Annotated in this window: 14 protein-coding genes; 3 read left to right on the forward strand and 11 right to left on the reverse strand. The window is 66.5% G+C overall.

Going from position 1 to position 17,213, the window contains the following annotated elements; translation table 11 throughout:
• Positions 1–90 precede the first annotated feature (90 nt).
• From VKP62_01815 to VKP62_01825, 3 genes are all read right to left on the reverse strand, one after another.
• The gene (locus VKP62_01815; protein ID MEB3195915.1) at positions 91–2,283 is read right to left on the reverse strand and encodes a hypothetical protein; all 2,193 of its coding nucleotides are present in this window, start codon (positions 2,281–2,283) and stop codon (positions 91–93) included.
• A 242-nt stretch (positions 2,284–2,525) separates the two neighbouring features.
• Positions 2,526–3,212, reverse strand: coding sequence for a hypothetical protein (locus VKP62_01820; GenBank protein MEB3195916.1), 687 nt, complete (start codon positions 3,210–3,212; stop codon positions 2,526–2,528).
• A gap of 88 nt (positions 3,213–3,300) precedes the next feature.
• A complete protein-coding gene (locus VKP62_01825; GenBank protein ID MEB3195917.1) occupies positions 3,301–5,241 on the reverse strand; it encodes an ATP-dependent helicase in 1,941 nt (646 codons plus the stop codon).
• A 250-nt stretch (positions 5,242–5,491) separates the two neighbouring features.
• Between VKP62_01825 and VKP62_01830 the strand changes: the two genes are divergently transcribed.
• Entirely contained in the window at positions 5,492–6,124 is a 633-nt protein-coding gene (locus tag VKP62_01830; GenBank protein ID MEB3195918.1) for an EF-hand domain-containing protein, read from the forward strand.
• Here VKP62_01830 and VKP62_01835 read toward each other — a convergent pair whose 3' ends face one another.
• From VKP62_01835 to VKP62_01865, 7 genes are all read right to left on the reverse strand, one after another.
• A complete protein-coding gene (locus VKP62_01835; GenBank protein ID MEB3195919.1) occupies positions 6,125–6,397 on the reverse strand; it encodes a hypothetical protein in 273 nt (90 codons plus the stop codon). It lies immediately after the preceding gene.
• 77 nt (positions 6,398–6,474) lie between these two features.
• A complete protein-coding gene (locus tag VKP62_01840; protein ID MEB3195920.1) occupies positions 6,475–7,614 on the reverse strand; it encodes an SWIM zinc finger family protein in 1,140 nt (379 codons plus the stop codon).
• A gap of 62 nt (positions 7,615–7,676) precedes the next feature.
• Positions 7,677–10,670 (reverse strand): DEAD/DEAH box helicase, encoded by a 2,994-nt coding sequence (locus tag VKP62_01845; GenBank protein MEB3195921.1) that lies wholly within the window; start codon positions 10,668–10,670, stop codon positions 7,677–7,679.
• Positions 10,671–10,829: 159 nt separating this feature from the next.
• The gene (locus tag VKP62_01850; GenBank protein MEB3195922.1) at positions 10,830–11,888 is read right to left on the reverse strand and encodes an alkane 1-monooxygenase; all 1,059 of its coding nucleotides are present in this window, start codon (positions 11,886–11,888) and stop codon (positions 10,830–10,832) included.
• Positions 11,889–11,976: 88 nt separating this feature from the next.
• The gene (locus VKP62_01855) at positions 11,977–12,675 is read right to left on the reverse strand and encodes a 4'-phosphopantetheinyl transferase superfamily protein (GenBank protein ID MEB3195923.1); all 699 of its coding nucleotides are present in this window, start codon (positions 12,673–12,675) and stop codon (positions 11,977–11,979) included.
• Complete coding sequence (locus VKP62_01860) at positions 12,672–13,223, reverse strand: hypothetical protein (GenBank protein ID MEB3195924.1); 552 nt, start codon at positions 13,221–13,223, stop codon at positions 12,672–12,674. The genes VKP62_01855 and VKP62_01860 overlap by 4 nt, the downstream gene beginning before the upstream one ends.
• Before the next feature lie 29 nt (positions 13,224–13,252).
• A complete protein-coding gene (locus tag VKP62_01865; GenBank protein ID MEB3195925.1) occupies positions 13,253–13,954 on the reverse strand; it encodes a hypothetical protein in 702 nt (233 codons plus the stop codon).
• Between the two features lie 254 nt (positions 13,955–14,208).
• On the opposite strand from VKP62_01865, the gene VKP62_01870 reads away from it, so the two are divergent.
• On the forward strand, positions 14,209–15,003 hold the full coding sequence (locus VKP62_01870) for an alpha/beta hydrolase-fold protein (GenBank protein ID MEB3195926.1): 795 nt from the start codon (positions 14,209–14,211) through the stop codon (positions 15,001–15,003).
• 54 nt (positions 15,004–15,057) lie between these two features.
• Here VKP62_01870 and VKP62_01875 read toward each other — a convergent pair whose 3' ends face one another.
• A complete protein-coding gene (locus VKP62_01875; GenBank protein ID MEB3195927.1) occupies positions 15,058–15,651 on the reverse strand; it encodes a hypothetical protein in 594 nt (197 codons plus the stop codon).
• 522 nt (positions 15,652–16,173) lie between these two features.
• Between VKP62_01875 and VKP62_01880 the strand changes: the two genes are divergently transcribed.
• Entirely contained in the window at positions 16,174–17,145 is a 972-nt protein-coding gene (locus VKP62_01880) for a tetratricopeptide repeat protein (GenBank protein ID MEB3195928.1), read from the forward strand.
• The last annotated feature ends 68 nt before the right edge of the window (positions 17,146–17,213 follow it).

Here is a 17,213-nt window from a genome sequence, read left to right on the forward strand (position 1 = left end):
AGCCCTCAAACGCCACGGGCGTGGATTCACCGCACGCAGGCGTGAAAAAGCCCCCGACCGCAATGCGGCGGGGGCTGAGGAAGGCAACCGCTACTTCGCGGCTGCCGGGGCCATGTCGATGGTCAGGTCCAGGTAACGACCGTTGCGTTGCATGATCAGGTTGGCGTTGGCTGCGTCCAGTGAATCCTGCCGACCGTACAAGGAAAGGTCCTGCGTTCTCACATCCTTGATCTTGACGCGGTGGGGTTCGTTGTCCGGCATCCGGATGTACCAGCGCTGTTGCCAGTTCTGAGACCCGCTGCCATTGAAGGTCTTGACGATCTCCCCAGACACCCCTTCGATGCTGTAGGTGACCACCACCTCATCGTCAATCTTCATGCCGTTCGGCGCCTTCAGGTTGAGTTCGAAGAAGGGGCTGTAGCGCGGGATCAAGATTCGACTCAAGCTTTGCCCGCTGGCCGTCAGGCTCTTGATGAAGTTGTTGCCGGTGGTGTTGATGTAGGTGGTGCCCGCCGTGCCGATGCCCGCCCCCACGTACCGAGCCGGGGTGGGGTTCGGCGCATAGGTGCGCGCCTGAGCCGAGATGGTGTAGGTTCTACGTGCCCGGTTGACGGACCGGCCCTGTGCGTTGGTGGGCTGCTCGGCCGTGTTGTCGACAATTTTGTCCCAGACCTGCACGTAGGAGCAATGGCAACCGGACCCGACATAGCCGTCACGCGCCACGAAGTTGCTATTGCCGACCACGCCGCCACCCACCCAGCCCCCGCGATTCTCGCCACTGGGCACATAGGCGTTCCGCCACACCGTTCCGCTATCCGACTGTGGCGGCGCGATCCAGTTGGTGATCAAGCGGTCAACAAAGCTTGCGGGCTTGGCAGGCTGATAGGCCTGGTCGATGATCTTGACCTGCAGTTCATCGCCTGCGGAGCTCATGCGCACGAAGGTCTTGCCCGTCAGGTCGGTTTTGAGCGCATCCCAGCAGGGACTGTTCGCATTGGCCTGGGCCAGCTTGTAGTTCTGCTGGGTGGCACCGTTGGTGCCCCCGTTGCCCCCGCCATTGCCGCCGCCACTGCCTGCACCCGTGTCGGAGGCCACCGTGTCGGAGGCCGTCGTGTCAGGCGTGGGGGTGGGCGTCGGCGTCGGCGTGGGCGTCGGCGTGGGGGTCGGCAAAGGCTTCCAGAGGCACTCATTATCGTGCTTCTGCATCAGGGACCAGGTCCAGTCCGTGCTCGAGTACGGCACCAGCCGCCCCTCTTGGGTCCGCATGCCATCCACGTCGGCCGACTTGACCGTTTCCCAGTGCGAGACCTCGGGCACTTCAGGCACCGGCGGCACATCCTCACGGACCCAGACCTCAGTGGTCGCCTGAACCGTCACGGTCGTGGCGTTGCCGAACTGCACGACCACGCCATACTTGGGATCGGCATCGTAGGCAGGTTTGCCATCGAGGGCCGGGTCATCCGACTCCCAGACCACATCGGCGATCACGTCCCCCATCGGCTGCGGCGGAGGCAGGGGGCGGTAGTCGCAGAAAGCCTCGATGCGGCTGTTCTTCTTGAAGTTACCCCCCTTGCCGGCCGGAATCGGAGAGATGCCCTCCGACATGACGCCGCCGCGGAAATCCTTGTAGGGATCCACGTGAGGCTGGGACAGGTCCATTGGCTTGGTGTCCGGGCCTTTGATCGGCATGGTCACCAACCAGTTGCCCTTGTCGTCGGTGGAGAGGTTGTAGCGTTCGGGGCTGAAGTCGTCATACATCGCCTTCAACTCGGACACCAGTCGATCGTCGGCCTTGGCCGAGACCATCAGGTTGTGCCCCGGTTGCAGGTAAGCGTCCCCGATGTCCATCTGGAACCGGATGCCGGCCAGCACCTGGTTGGTGTTTTTCTGAGTGGACGTATCGAGCCGGGCGAACTTGACGAAGGTGTCCTGAGACAGGGCATTGGGAGGAATGACGGCCGTCAGGGTGCCGTCCTCCGAGACATACTTGCCCCCCTCCTTGGCAGACACGCGCACGGCCTTGGCCTTGTCGACCGCGGCCAACCCTTCGTCATCCAGCACCGGCACCGGCTTGTCGGCGCCGCCCAACGGGTAAGGTTTCGTCGGGTCCTGATTGGGGGCGGCGGCTGGAGCGTCACCCGCCGCCCCCACCTTGCCCCCGGCCAGGCGGCCGCTGTTCTCGCCGGCCCCCGAGGTCGAGGGGGTCTGACACCCCGCCACCACCGCGAGCGCCAGGGTCAGCGAAAGCAGGCTGCTCGCACTCCGCATACTTGTCTTCATCACCGATGCCCTCCTTGATGCGAACCGCGCGTTGCGCGTCCCACCTCGCAGGCGATTGCCACCCCTGCGGCGGTTCCGCCCCCCGGACAGCGAACAAGCACTCCCGGGTCCAAGGGATACCATACCCCGCAGGGGATCACATGGGTGATTAAATTCAGGTTATTTGGTTCCCGGCTGATCAGGCCTGGACCCACTATTCAGGGGTGTGGAAGGGTCAGCCCGGCGTGCCCACGGGCCCCGCCCGCTTATTCGCGATGGGCTGCCGGTGCCATCACCCGATCCGTCAGGCCGATTTGCACCCCCATGGCGGCCGCCGTCCCCAGGGCCATCTTGCCGACTTCCTTGCTCACGCCCTTGGCGGCACCAGGAAAGCGCAACGCGGCCAGTCCCACCATCACGCCGCTGAGGACCTTGTGCTGGCCGACAAAGCCGGAAACCGGTTTCCAAACATAATCGTGGAGCGGGTTGGCCACGTAGTTGACGAAGGCCTCGGCGGCAGGGCGGGCCTGCGCGTCCGTCAATTTCTCCTTGGCACTGTTGACGATCGCCGTGCCGAAGGTCCGGTCCCAGAGATCGGTGGCCACCATGCCCGCGGCAAACCCCGCCGCGCCGACCACGAAGGCAGGCAAACCGAGCGGGGCCAAGGCGGTGGCGGCCAGCGCCCCCCCCGCGGTCCAGGCCGCCACGCTGAGCGTGTTGGCGACCACCCGCCCGACGTACTCGTTGGCCTTGATCTCGCCGTTGCGCAGCTTCTGGCTCGCGAAGATGCCCTCGAGCGGCGCCGAGAACACCACCCCGGCCTTGACCTCGCTGACGAACTGATCGCGCGTCATCGCGACGCCCGACAACCCGGCCAGGCGCTTGGCGCGTTCCGCCACGCCAGTGGCGGCGGGCGTGAGGGGGCGCTGGGCTTGAACGGGAACGCTGGTCATCGGGAGCTCCTCGCAGGAGGGGGCACCCCGTTGCTATCGCCTGGGCGTCCCGGCGAGTTGCGTTAATCTGGTGTAATTTAACCAGAATTCAACCCGATATCGGCGTTTGCATCTCGTTGAGGAAGCGCGAGGGGCTGACGTCCTTGGCGTTGCCAAAACGCTGGCGCTCGCGCCCGTAGCTGAGGTGCAGGTAGCGGCGCGCTCGCGTGATCGCCACATAGCAAAGACGCCGCTCTTCGGACAGGTCCCCGTCGTCGAGGGCCGTCTGATAGGGCAAGACGCCTTCCTCCACCCCGACCACAAAGACCGCATCCCATTCGAGGCCTTTGCTGGCGTGGACGGTCATGATCTGCACCGCGCCCGTCCGGCGGTTCCCCTTGGGAGGTTGCGTCGCCGTCTCGATCCGGCTGAACAGCTCGCGCACATTCTTGGGCTCCCAGCGCTTGATCTGGGCGTGCATGGCGGCCAGGCAATCGAGACGCTGGGCATCTCCCTGGCCCTTGCCTTTCTCCAGCTTGGCCTTGTACTGCGTCTGCGAGATGATCTGGTGATACAGTTCCGCCACGGAGCCCTCAAAGCGCTGCCAGCCGTGAATCATCGCCAGCACGTGCTTGATCAGGCCTTTCTGCGCCAACGTCGGCAGCGGAATGGCGTCTACCTGGTGACAGGCCGAGACGAAATCGGTCTGCTGACGTTCGGCCTCGACCTTGATCATCGCCAGGGCATCCTTGGTCAGCCCCAGCTTGATCAGCAGACGCTCCATGGCCAGGTCCGCCAGCGCGTGCCGGCTGCGCATCGAGAGGCGCAGGTACGAAAGCGTTTCGGCCACCTCGGCCTGCTCGTAGAAGCTGCTGCTCTTCTTGACCGTGAAGGGAATCTCCCGCTGGGCCAGCGCATCCAGCAGCGGCATGCCCTGCGCGTGGGTGCGAATCAGAATGGCAATTTCGTCGGGAATCACGCCCCCGCGGATGTGTTCAGCGATCCGCTCCGCCACCGCCTCCGCCTCCGCGAAGTTGTCAGCGTACTGGGCGATGTTCACGCTGTCGCGCCCGGCAGGGCGCGCCGCCTTGATGGTCTTTTCGATGCGCCCCGCATTGTGCGCGATCAGGGAATTGGCCAGCGACACGATCTGGGGCGTCGAACGGTAATTGGTTTCCAGAAACAGCTGCCGGGTGCCGGGGTAGTCGCGCTGAAAGTTCAGAATGTTGTTCAGGTCGGCCGCGCGGAAGCCGTAGATGCCCTGCGCGTCGTCGCCGACGGCAAACAGGTTGCGTCGGGCGCCGGCCAGCAGCTTGAGCAACTCGTACTGCGCGCGGTTGGTGTCCTGGTACTCGTCGACCAGCACGTGGGTGTAGCGCGCTTGCAGAGCGGCTGCCACGGTCGCATCCGTTTCGAGCAGACGCACCGCCAGGCCGATCTGATCATCGAAGTCCATCAGATTCTGGCGCACCAGCCGCTTCTGATAGGCACCGTACAGGTGCGCATAGCGCACCTCGTCTGGGTCGGACGAATGGCGCTTGATGGCCTCGGCGCTCACCAGGGTGCACTTGGCGCGGGAGATGAACATGGCCAGCTGGTCGAACTTGATGTCGGCAAAGCTCTGCTCGCGCGCGATCAGCTCGAAGATGGTGCGCTGCACCGCAGGCGTGACCAGGGCCGGCGCCTTGGCCGTGGCATAGCCGAGCTTGTCGTAATGGCCATCCAGCAGGCGCAGGCAGATCGAGTGGAAGGTGCCGATCGTCAGACGCTCGGCGATCGCCTTGCTACCCACCGCCTTGGAGACCCGCTCCGCCATCTCGGTGGCGGCCTTCTTGGTAAAGGTGACCGCCAGGATCGCATCCGGCGCGATGCCCTGTTCCAGCATGTAGGCCACGCGGTTGGTCAGCACGGTGGTCTTGCCGGAGCCAGGCGCGGCCACCACCAGCACGGGACCGTCCAGTTCGGTGACGGCCACTCGCTGCTCGGCATTCAGGTTGGCCAGGAGGGGGTTGACGCCGGCATGCGTGGCCAGCAGGTTGAGTTGTGACATAGGTCGCCTCCATGCTAGCAGGCCGTCCGGGGCCCGTCGACGCAGGACCGATCCGGGCCCGCCGGTTGCACGGAGAGCGCGACAGGCCCCAACGGCCGTCCACCCGGAGGTCATAAAAATTAAATCTTTTTTAATCTTTTCTATACCAAGGCTTAGTCACTTCCGGGTCAGGATCGGGCCTGCGCCCCGGATATGAGTCGAACAGCCCTGCACAAGCCGGGCAGGTAGGCGCATCGATGGAGGGTTCTTCGTGAAACTGCAGGCAATCACGGCCTTTATCACCCTGGTGACTCTGACGGGTTGCGGGCTTCAGCCATATTCCTCCTCCGCCTCGACACGCGTGGGAATGGTGCGCAGTCAGTCGCTGGCAGGGGCCACCAAGGGCGTGCGGGCCATGTACCTGGCCGCCTTCAAGTCAGCGGACAAGGACGAGAACGGCTATCTGACGATTCAAGAGATGATGCCGGCCCTGCCGAACCCGCCGCAGTTCGCCCCCAATGAAACGCTCAAGGCCGCCAAGGCGCTGTTCGACTCGCTCGACCTGAACAAGGACGGCAAGATCCGGTTCCGCGAGTTCACGGCTCCGCCCGTCATGAAGGCGGCTGTCACGGTCTTTCGCCACGAGGTGGGCAAGACCTTCGCTGCGCTCGATCTGAATGGCGATCGCCTGCTGGAAGCCTCCGAACTGGCCAAAAGCCCGGTGGTGCTGGCGAGCGGCGACAAGAACCAGAACGGCAGTCTGACCCTCTCCGAATTCGAGGACGCCTTCGCGGCGACGCTGGGTCAGGGCGCGGAGCCGGTTGATCCGCCCGCGAACGAACCCCCGGCCTCAGGCGACGACGACCCGCCGAGCGACGATCCCGACGCGCCCGACACCCCGTAATCAGGCCAGCGGATTCAATTCCAGCCCGCAGCGCGACGGCAAAGCGGGTGGCAGCAAGGCCCGCAATGACTCCGCCTCCGCGTCCGTCAGGGTCGCGGAGGTGCCTACTTTTTCGTGCTTGAAGGGCACGCCCAGCCCTTCCAGCGCCCCCTCGATGCGCCGAACATCCTTCTTCCGCTCGTTGAGTTTCATGCGAGCGGTCTGCGGGGAGTTCCCCTCAGCCTCCAGGTCCTCCAGGAACAACTGGGGCACGAACAGCGACAAGCTTTGCATCCGATCCATCCTTCCAGCGGCGCGACCCGCGCCAGGGAGCGCTTCCATTCCGGGCCTGACAGCGCCGTCGGGGGCGCTCAGCGCCCCCGTTCGAGCACGATCACATCGTTCAGGGCCACCTCGCGGGCGCGTTGCGCGATGGCTTCATAGACCTCCGACAGGCGGGTGATCGGGTCGGCCGGCGATCGCCAGAACGGGGGCCGGCCCAGGCGTTTCGCGGTCGCGCCCGGGAAGGGCGGCTGACCGATGTGAATCGCCACGCCGTTCAGCTCCTCGCCCGCCTGCCAGAAGCGGAACGGTTCCAGCGAGCCAGCATCGAGGGTCTCCACCGTCATGGTGCCGGCCTGCGCCTCGGCCGCCCGGGCCGCGCGCAACAGCCCGATCAGTTCCTCGCGGCTGCGCCCTCGCAGGTGGAACAGCAAGAACGGATCCTTGTCGAAGGTATCGGCCAGCACGTAATAGGCTGCTGCGATGTGCTTGCAGGGGTTGGCCCAATCCGGACAGGTGCAATGCGCCTTGATGTCCTCCTTGGTGCGCGGAAACAGCGGTGCATAGGCCGCTTCGAACACCTCTTCGATGTCGCGGGGCATCTCCCCGGCCAGCAACTGCGCCGTGAAGAGCGCCTGGCAGCTGAGAATGTCGACGATCAGCTCCCAGTCGCTGTCGGGCAGGGGCCGGATCTGGATCGTGACGTCATAGGGCTGGGTCCGGGTGCCCTGCACGGCTGCCTTGACCCGCCCCCGCTCGACCTGGAACCGCGACACCCGCCCTTCGTCCGCGTACATCCGCCCGTTGGCCAGGCGTCCCTTCCAACCGAAGCGATACAGCACGCTGAGCCAGCGATCGGCCCACCAGTTCTCGGCCGCCCGCGCATAGCCGGCATCGGCACGACGCGGTGACAGGTCTTCGCTTTCCCGTCCGGGTGGGCGGACGCGGCGCGTGCGCCCATTCTGACGCTTGAGTGAGCCGCCGGGATGGCGCGAGGGGGGCTGGTCGTGCGGGGGGCGTTTCTTCTTGCCCGGACGGGCCCCGCCCGGCGCCACCTCCGCGCCGGCAGAGGGCCCGCGCGTCTGCGCGGCCCGGGCCGTATCAGCCAGCACCGTTTCCAAGCTGGGCTCGCCCTTGGTGCGACCACGACGCGACCGCCGGCGCCGCCGACGGGCAGCCTCCGCGCCCCCCTGTGAAGCCCCTTCGTCCCCACCCTCAAAATCAGCCATTCGGGCGTCCCTGCATCTCGAAAGCCCCCCTTGACGAGGTTGCCGTTCCCGTTCGAACCCGGTCAGTCGACCGCAATCGCCTCATCGCGAAGCGCCAGGATGTCCCGCAACTGGTCGGTCGACAGTTCCGTCAGCCAGCCCTCGCCCTCGCCCACCACCAGGGAGCTGAGGGCCTTCTTGTCTTCCAACATCTGGTCGATCTTCTCTTCCAAGGTGCCCAGACAAACGAACTTGTGCACCATCACGTTGCGCGTCTGACCGATGCGGAAGGCCCGGTCGGTCGCCTGATTTTCCACGGCCGGATTCCACCAGCGGTCGAAATGGAAGACGTGATTCGCGCGCGTCAGGTTGAGCCCCACGCCGCCGGCCTTGAGCGACAGCACCAGCACGGGCGCCGCATCCGGACGGTCCTGGAAGTCACGAACCATCTTTTCGCGGGCCGTGGCGGCCACCCCGCCATGCAGGAACGGTATCTCGCGACCGAAGGTCTTGCTCAGGTGGGCGACCAGCAAGTGGCCCATCTCGGCGAACTGGGAGAAGATCAGGGCGCGATCGCCCACCTCGATGACCTCTTCGAGCATCTCGGTCAGGCGCGTCAGCTTGCCGCTGCGGCTCTCCAGGGCGGCAGCGCGATCGCCCATGAACAGCGCCGGATGATCCACGACCTGTTTCAGTTTGGTCAGGGAGGCCAGCACCAGCCCCTTGCGCGTGATGCCGCTGCTGTCGTCGATCTTGCCGACCATCTCGGAGACCACGGCCTGGTAAAGCGAGGCCTGCTCCTTGGTCAGGGGGCAGTAGACCTTCTGCTCGTTCTTCTCCGGCAGGTCCTGAATGATCGTGGGGTCGGTCTTGAGCCGGCGCAGGATGAAAGGCTTCACAATCTGACGCAAGGTCGTGCCCGCCTGTTCGTCCTTGAAGCGCTCGATCGGCAGGGCGAACTGCGAGCGGAAGGCGGCCTGGGTCCCCAGGTAGCCGGGGTTGAGGGTTTCCAGGATGCTCCACAGGTCCGCCAGATGGTTCTCGACCGGCGTACCGGTGAGGGCCACCCGCCAGTCTGCGGGCAAGCGACGAGCCGCCTGCGCCTGCTTCGAATTGGCGTTCTTGATGTTCTGCGCTTCGTCAAAGATGGCGCCGGTCCAGGGGACCCCGGCCAGATGCTCCTCGTCACGGAACAGCAAGGTATAGGTCGAGATGACCAGATCGTACCCCTGCACGGCGGCCGCGAACGTATCCCCCTTGGTGCGTCCGGCCCCATGGTGGATCAACACCCGCAGATTCGGCGCGAAATGTTCGGCCTCGCGGCGCCAGTTGCCGACCAGCGAGGTCGGGCAGATGAGCAACCAGGGCGCGGGCTGACCTTTGGCATTGGCACGCGAACGCGGCCCATGCACGGCTTCGGCTTCGGCCTTGGACTTCAGCAACAAGGCCAGCACCTGGATCGTTTTGCCCAGGCCCATGTCGTCGGCCAGACAGGCCCCCAGGCACCACTTGCGCATCGAGGCGAGCCAGGCATAACCGCGCTCCTGATAGGGTCGCAGGGTCCCCCGGAAGGTCTCGGGCGCCCCCAGTCCAGCCAGCCAGTCGCCAGGACCGAAGTTGCCGAGGAATTCCCCCATCTCGCCTTCCGCCTGCACCGACACGATCGGCAAGCCGGCGGCGTGGCCCTCCGGATGACTGGCCAGCTTGACCGCATCCAGCACATTCATCTGACCCTGACGCTGGGCATCGAAGAAACGCAGGGCATCCTCGATCGCCGCGGGGTCGAGTTCCACCCACTTGCCCCGCACCTTCAGCAGCGGCATCTTCATCTGAACGAGGCGTTCGAAATCTTCGCGGGTCAGCGTCTCGTCACCGAGCGCCAGGCTCCAGTCGTAGTCGATCAGCGCCTGCTGGCCCATCTTGCCCGGCTGGAAATCGGCCGTCTCGCGGAGCGTCACCTTGACGCCCAGGCGCGTGTGGCCCTTGCGCCACCAGGACGGGATCAGCACGCCATAGCCGGCTTCCTCGAGCTGAGGCATGGCCACGCGCAGAAAGTCGTAGGCTTCCTTGGTGGTGAGTTCGACCGCTTCTGGCGTGGCACTCAGGAGGCCGCGCTGCACCGGCGGAAAGATCTTGCCGGCCCGGCCCAGGTCTTCCAGCAGACGCTCCTGCGGGCGCTCGAAGCGACGAGCCAGAAAACCGACCTCGGCCCCTGTTCCGCGCCAGACCTGTTGGGCTGGAATCAGCAAGCTGGGGTCGTCACTGGCCTGCAGGGCAAATTCCAGGCGCCAGGGCGTCTGGTCGGGCGCCCCTTCCGGCGGGGCCTCCAGCCGGAAACAGGTCCGGAAGGGGGCTTCAGGGGGCGGCATCAGGGGCTTGGTCCAGGTGCTGAGATTCTGGGCGAGTTGAACCACCTCGATCGGCTCGGCCGAAAAGACGTTGTCACCCGCCGCCAGCAAGGCGCCGAACCAGCGCTGACCAGCCGTGGACGTGCCGTTCAAGGGGTGAGGACCGACATCCGGCGCCCACTGGCGCGCCGCGGCGTCCACCATCGCGTCGATGGCGGAGAGCAGCAGCGCCCTGGCTTCAGGCGGCGGTTGCGTCAGGGCGCGACAGGCCGGTGGCATGGCGAGCGCCAGCGCCCCCAGGCGTTCGGCATCCTGGCGTTCGCTGGTGATAATGCGCCAGTAGGCTCGGGGCGCATCCCCCGTCAGGGACAGCGCCGGCATGAAGCGCTCACGGCCCATCAATTCGAGCGCCAGTTGCGCCACACGCACCCAGTAGCGCCAATCATCGCCGAGTTGCATCTCTTCGCTGGGGGTGAGGCCCGCCAGGGTCAGCAGGGCATCCAGCGGCTCAAGTTCGAGGCCCCGCAAGCGCCAGGGGGTGGATTCAATCTTGCCGCCGTTGAAGTCGGGCCCGAACCCCGCGTGAGGAGGCGCCAGCGGCTCACCATCGAGGGCGGGCAGGGTGGCCGTCGCCTCGCTGCAAACGCCGACCAGCCCGGCTTCTTCCAGCCGGGGTAAGGAGAGCAAACGGGGATGGAAAGCCGCCTGACCGTTTTGGGAACGGGACACGCCGGGCTGGGATTCCGAGGGCAGGGGGCCCTCAGCCCACACAAAAAACCGAGCGTGAGGCAGCCAGGTGCCGTGCAGCACGAACATAGCTGCGACTAGCGTAACACCATCATGCCGGGATGGCTACGGTTGCGCGGAAAAAAAACAGACAGGCGGGTGTCACCTGGCCGACGCGTTCACCCGTGCCCGGACCGCCTCCACGCGGGGGTCCATCACCCGGCGCCAGACCGGCGGCACGGTGGCCAGCCAGATCATTCCCGGGTAGCCCGTCGGCAAGGTGGGCGTCTCCGGGTCGAAGCGAAGTTCCTCATAGGGACGGACCGGATGGGTGTGATGGTCGGCGTGGCGTTGCAACTGCAAGGTCATCCAGTTGCTGAAGCGATTGGCGCAGGACCAGGAATGGTGATGAGTGACCCGCTCATAACGGCCGCCTGGCAGGGCTTCGCGGGCCAGGCCATAATGCTCCACGTAGTTGACGATCTCGAGCAGCAAGAAAGCCAGCACCCCCTGCGCCAGGAAGAGCCCACCGGCCATCGGGCCCCACAGCAGGGTCAGAACCCCGGCCACCGCCAACGGCAGCAGCACATAGAGGTACGTGCGGTTGCGCGGGTGATGAGCGGGCAAACCCTGTCGCCCGAGGCGGGCCGCTTCCAGATGCCAGACGCTGCGCAGGCTGCCCCACAGCGTGCGCGGCAAGAAGGCGTACAGCGACTCGCCGAAGCGCGCCGAGGCGGGGTCCTCCGGCGTGGCCACCCGGGAGTGGTGCCCGATCAGGTGTTCCACGTAGAAGTGCATGTAACAGGCGTTCAGCAGCAGAACCTGTCCCAGAAAGCGGTCAAAGGCTCGGGTCTTGTGAATCAGTTCATGCGCCACCGTGATGCCCAGGCCCCCGGAGGCCACGCCCAGGCTCACGACCACGCCAGCCAGCTCCCAGCTGGCGAACGAGCGATGCGAGACGACCCAGGCGCCCGCCAGGGTCAGTCCCACCAGCAGGGGCGTGATCAGCCAGGTCACGAGCTTGAAGGCCCAGCGCTCGCCGGGCGTGAAGTCGCCCGCCTCGGGGTTGCGCAATTCCTGACCCCCCAGCAAGTCGAGCAACGGCAAGAGCACGAAGACCACCCCGAAGGTGGCCCAGGTCCAAGCGCCGCCCCAGCAAAGCCCGAGCAGGGCGGTCAGGATCGGCAGGTACACGATCCCAAACGGGATGACACGATGCATCGTTGCAGCCCTCCGTGGTGGCCGTGTCTGCCCTCAGTATACCCGGCAGCCAGGGCTCACGATATGTGATCCCTTCGACCGAAAAGGCTCAAATCTTGCGACGCAAGAGCGGTTTCTGGTCAAAGCTGAGCGGCAGGTCCGCGAACCAGGCCGGCGCCTCCCCGGCCACCACCAGGGCCAGGCACACCTGGTCGACCCATTGCCAGCGTCCCAGCAGCGACTGACCAGCATGGGCGAGAGCCGCCCAGCCCGGGCGGGCGTGCGGCGTCAGCTTCAGCGGCACCAGGGAGCGGGAGCTGCCCTGCAGGGCCTTGTAAGCGGCCTCCTTGAGCGCCCAGGCGACCAGTTCACTGTGGGGCCCCCAGGGCGCGCCAGCCAGCCAGTCCCGCTCGGCCTCCGTCAGGAAAAAACGCCAGGCCCCGGACGGCATGGGTCGCTGCACCTCCAGGTCAATGCCGACCCATTCAGCGGCCACCACCGCCGTGGCCAGGCCATGGCTGTGGGAAATCGAGAGGCGGGCCGGCAGCGCCTCGCCTGCCGGGTGATGCAAACAGGGGGCCCCGTGCTCGCTCACCTGCACCTCGAAGGCCCCCGGGGAGGCCCCTTCGCCCCAGGCCTTCACCGCCGCCCGCTTGGCCGCCCAGCGCCCGAGCAGCCACTCGTCCCGCCGCTTGGGGAAAGCAAAGGCATCATACTGCTGTCGTTCTTGCGCCGTCAGATGCCCGAGCACATCGTCCGGCAGGTCGGCGGCCGCACACACGACCAGGGCCGGCCGGCGAATGGTCAACGGGCCCCCCGCAGAAAGGCATCGACCAGGACCGCCTGTTCCCCCTGCTGCCCCACCGCGTAGATGACGCAGCGGCGACGGTCGGGCGACGCATCATAGAGAATCGCCCCGAAGGTCGTGGGCTCGTAAAGCTGAGAGGCGGGTCGGGCTCCCTTGCCCAGGGCCTGACCAGGCAAGGGCAGCTGAAACTCGCCCACGCCAATTTCCGGCAGCGTGGCCCGCCCGAGCGCGTTGGCCTGGGTGTGCTCTCCCATGATGGACCAGGGATTGGCCGGCAGGCGCTGATTGGGCAGGTAATAGCTGCTGCTCAGTTCTTGAAGCCAGCCCTCATCGGCCGGGTAGAGTCCCCGATGGTCGCGCGCATACATCGAGAGGGCCAGCGCGACGGTGCGCAGGTTGGTGCGCATCAGGTCATTGCGAAAATTGGCCTCGGCCTCAGCCATCTGCCCGATCTGGCCGAGCAAGTGGCAGGCATTCAGGCCCAGCAAACAGCCAACCAGGGCCCCGAGGCGGGCCAATGCGGCGATCGTCGACATGGACGTCAGCATAACGCGCCGCCTCGGGAGCGTCGAGAGGGCTACAGGGTGGGAGGCAGTTCCACCACCGGGGCCTCCGTCGGGGCCGGCGTCGGCTCTTCCACCACCGGTGCTTCCGTCGGAGCCGGCGTCGGCTCTTCCACCACCGGGGCTTCCGTGGGGGCCGGCGTTGGGACCTCTACCACCGGTGCTTCCGTCGGGGCCGGCGTCGGAACCTCCACCACCGGCGCTTCCGTCGGGGCCGGCGTTGGGACCTCCACCACCGGTGCTTCCGTCGGAGCCGGCGTCGGGACCTCCACCACCGGTGCCTCTGTCGGAGCCGGCGTCGGCTCTTCCACCACCGGTGCCTCAGTCGGCGCTGGCGTCGGGACCTCCACCACCGGTGCCTCTGTCGGAGCCGGCGTCGGAACCTCCACCACCGGTGCTTCCGTCGGAGCCGGCGTCGGGACCTCTACCACCGGCGTCGCCGTCGGCACCGGCGCCGGACTCTCCGGGGAAGGCGGCGCCGGAGGCCAGGCCGGACCGGCGAACGGCGGGCATCCTCCACAGCCCACCAGCGGGCCGTGAACGGCCGGTCGCGGCTCGCCCCAACGAGAGCCTCCGCAGCCGATCGGGCCATCCAGCGGCCCCAGTTGCTGCAGCCCATAACCAGATTCATTCGGGGCCAAGACCGGTGCTTGGCTTCCGCCACACCCGCTCAGCAGCCCCACGATCACTCCCAACCCGACCAGGCGCTTGTTCATGGTCACCCCTGCCCTTTCACAGGCCCGTGCCATGCACTACGAGGCAGCACGGGCGGGTCGCTCCTCCGCTTGAGCGCGCCATTCGACGCGGTGTTCCCATCATGCGCCCGGGGAAACACGCGTCAACGCGCCCTCGGCGGGTTTTCATAGACTCAAACACAATGACAGCCGCGCACCCGGCCGTTCGCATCCCGGCAAGCCCCACCAATTCATCGGTTCGACGCCTGCGAATGCAGCCGTTACCATCTGGGGTGATGCCCGCCCGCTGCCTCCCCGTGCTCCCTGGCCAGCTCCACCTCACCCGCCCCTTGGCCGTGCGAGGACTGCGCGGCGAGCGCCGCTGCACGCTGTACCTGCCGCCCGGTTACCACGACGCTCCGACGCGACGTTATCCGGTGGCCTATCTGTTCGATGGTCAGAACCTGTTCGGTGATGCCGGAAGTTTTGCCGGCGGGTGGCACCTGCACCACCTGCTGGACGCCCGCGCCGCGGCCGGCAAGCTCACCCCCATCGTGGTCGGCATCCATCACGGCGGGGCCCACCGCACCGAGGATCTGTCTCCCTGGCGGCTGGGACGGGGGCAGGAAGGTCGTTTCGAGGCCCTGCTCGATTGGCTCCTGCGGGAGCTGCGCCCCCTCATTCAAAGCGAACTGCGCGGGCTCGAAGGGCCTGGTGACACCCTGATCGGGGGCGCCTCCCTGGGAGGCCTGGCCGCCCTGTACGCCCAGTTCAAGCATCCGGACGTCTTCGGCCGGGCCCTGGTGATGTCCCCCTCGCTGTGGGTAAACCGTGCGGGCATGGCCCAGCTGGCCTACCAGGCACGCTGGACGGCCGAGATGCGCCTCTATCTGGACGCAGGCGGGCGAGAAATGGGCGGACAGGCGCTCAGGGATGCCCGTCGGATGGCCGAACAGCTGGTGGCCCGAGGCCTGGAGCCGGGGGTGCAGCTGATGTGGCGGCCCGACCGCCGGGGCGCGCACAATGAACGCAACTGGGCCCGCCGCCTGCCCAAGGCGCTGCGTTTCCTGTACGACGGCGCGCGCCGCTGAGCCGGGCGTGGCGCCGGCTCGGCCCCTGTGAGCGGTGCCAACGGGCGGGCCGGTTCACTCCAGGGAAAAGTCGGCTGCCGTCAGGGGGGCATTCAGCGTGATGTGGTCGACTTGCATGCGGTAAATCAGGCGATCGCCACGATACATCTCGCGCAAGACCGGCGTGCGGGTCTGCCGATCGATCGCGAAGACCTCTCGCGTGGTCGGTGCCAGGCTGAGCGGAGAGACCACGTCCAGGACATCCGCCGGGCGCCCCGCCACGGTGGTCTCGCCGCGCAAGGCCAGGCGAGCGGCTGGATGCAGCAAGGTGTCGTAGATCTTGGGAATCGAGGTCTGAGCGAGGCTGTAGCCACGGTCATCCTTGATGCGCTCGTCTTCCACCGACAGCGGCAGCGTCACCCAGACGCCAATGAAGCGGGTGCGCACCTGCACCTCCGCGCCACCGGTCCAGAGCAGCCGCGTCCCGGCCACGTTCTCGTTGGTGGATTCCGTGATGTTGAGAAACACCCGGCTGGGCTTTTCGAACTTGTAGATCGACTTCGCACGCGACACCGTGCCGTCGTCCTTGATGCACGTCAGCTGCGTCCGCAGCGACGAACTGCGGGCGAAGTCGCGCACCTGTTTGACCTCGGCCAGCAGACGTTCCACGCGGCCATCCGGCAACAGCGGTGAGCGCGGCTCCCGCGGTGCGAGGGGGGCTTGCGACGGCACAGGCGACGCAGGCGCCGGCCGAGGCTGACTGCGGCCGCCCTCCCCCAGAGAGCGCGAAGGCTGGGTCGCACCCGGGTACCCGCAACCAGCCAGGGCCGCCATGAAGACCAGCCCCAAGCGGGCAACGAGACGTCTGAACGCGTGAATACGTCTGGTGTTCATACCTGATTATCGACAGACAAGCGTCGCTTCGACATTATATATTGTTTATTATAAGGTTAAATATAGGAAAATAAATGCTGGGACTGGAAGGTGGGTCCGCGGGCCGGGGGCAGGCCTGATCAGCGCCCCCGGTCGCCCACCCACCGTCGAGCCCTCGGCAAGCGAGGGGACCGGCGGGCTCAGCGGAGACGTGTTGAGTCGAGATGAATCGCATGTAAATTCTTTATTAAATAAGGCGCGCAATCCTGGCCAGAGCACGACATTCCTGGTGTCGCCCCGATTGGAGCCTTTCAAGCCTTGCTGACCCAATACCTCCAAACGATGTTGCGTCAGGTGACTGGCGAACCGGCCCCGCGCTCGCCCCGTGAGCAAGCCCTGGCCGACCACGCGGCGGGCCAATGGGGCGAGGCCCTGGCCCCCTTGCGCGCGTGCCACGAGGCAAATCCGGCGGACCAGGTGGTGCTGCTGGCCTTGGTCGACACCCTGAAGGCCTGTGCGCGCTTCGGCGAAGCGGAGCACGTGTTGAAAGAGGCCTTGCGGGTCGAACGCAAGAACGTCTCCTTGCTCCTGCTGCGCTGCGAGCTGCTGCAGGCCCTCGATCGCAAGCCGGAAGCCAGCAAGCTGCTGGAACGGGCGCTGGAATTGGCCCCGAAGAACGCGGAAGTGCACCTGCGGCGCGGCGCCCTGATGGCCGAACTGGGGCAGAATGAGGCCGCCATGCAAGCGCTGACCCAGGCCGTGCTGCTGGACCGCAAGGCCGTGCTGGCTCGCTATTACATGGCCCTGATCTGCCTGCGCACCGAGGAAGTCGAGCGGGCCAAGGCCCAGCTGGAGCTGATTCTGAAGATCCAGCCCAGCTTTCCTAAGGCCCAGCGCCTGCGCGCCCAGATTGCCGAGTGCCAGGGTGACTGGCGCGTGGCGGCGGCGGCCTGGGGGGAAGTGTTGCTCGCGGAAGGAGAAGACGCGCAGGTCATCTACCAGCTCGGCAAGGCCCAGCTCTCGCTGGGCGAGCGCAGCGAAGCCCTGAGTTCGTTCAAGTACGCGCTGACGGTGAACCCGGCTTGTCACGAGGCGGCCTTCGCGGCCGCCCAGCTGAGCGTGGTGCTCGGTGACGTCGAGACGGCCCTGCCGCTGTACCGGTCGCTGCTCGTGGTCGTTCGCTATCACGACCAGGCCAAAGCGGCGATCGCCCGCCTGAGCCACCGTCTGCCGCAGCAAGACCGGGCGGCGTGTGCCGGGCTCACCGGCAAGGGTCGCCAAGCCGCCTGATCCGACCGACCTCCGTCAGACCGGCAGCCGCCTGACCGCTCCGTCCCCTCAGGGTCTTGCGGCCCTTG

This window comes from Candidatus Sericytochromatia bacterium (genome assembly GCA_035285325.1).
Lineage (GTDB): Bacteria > Cyanobacteriota > Sericytochromatia > S15B-MN24 > JAQBPE01 > JAYKJB01.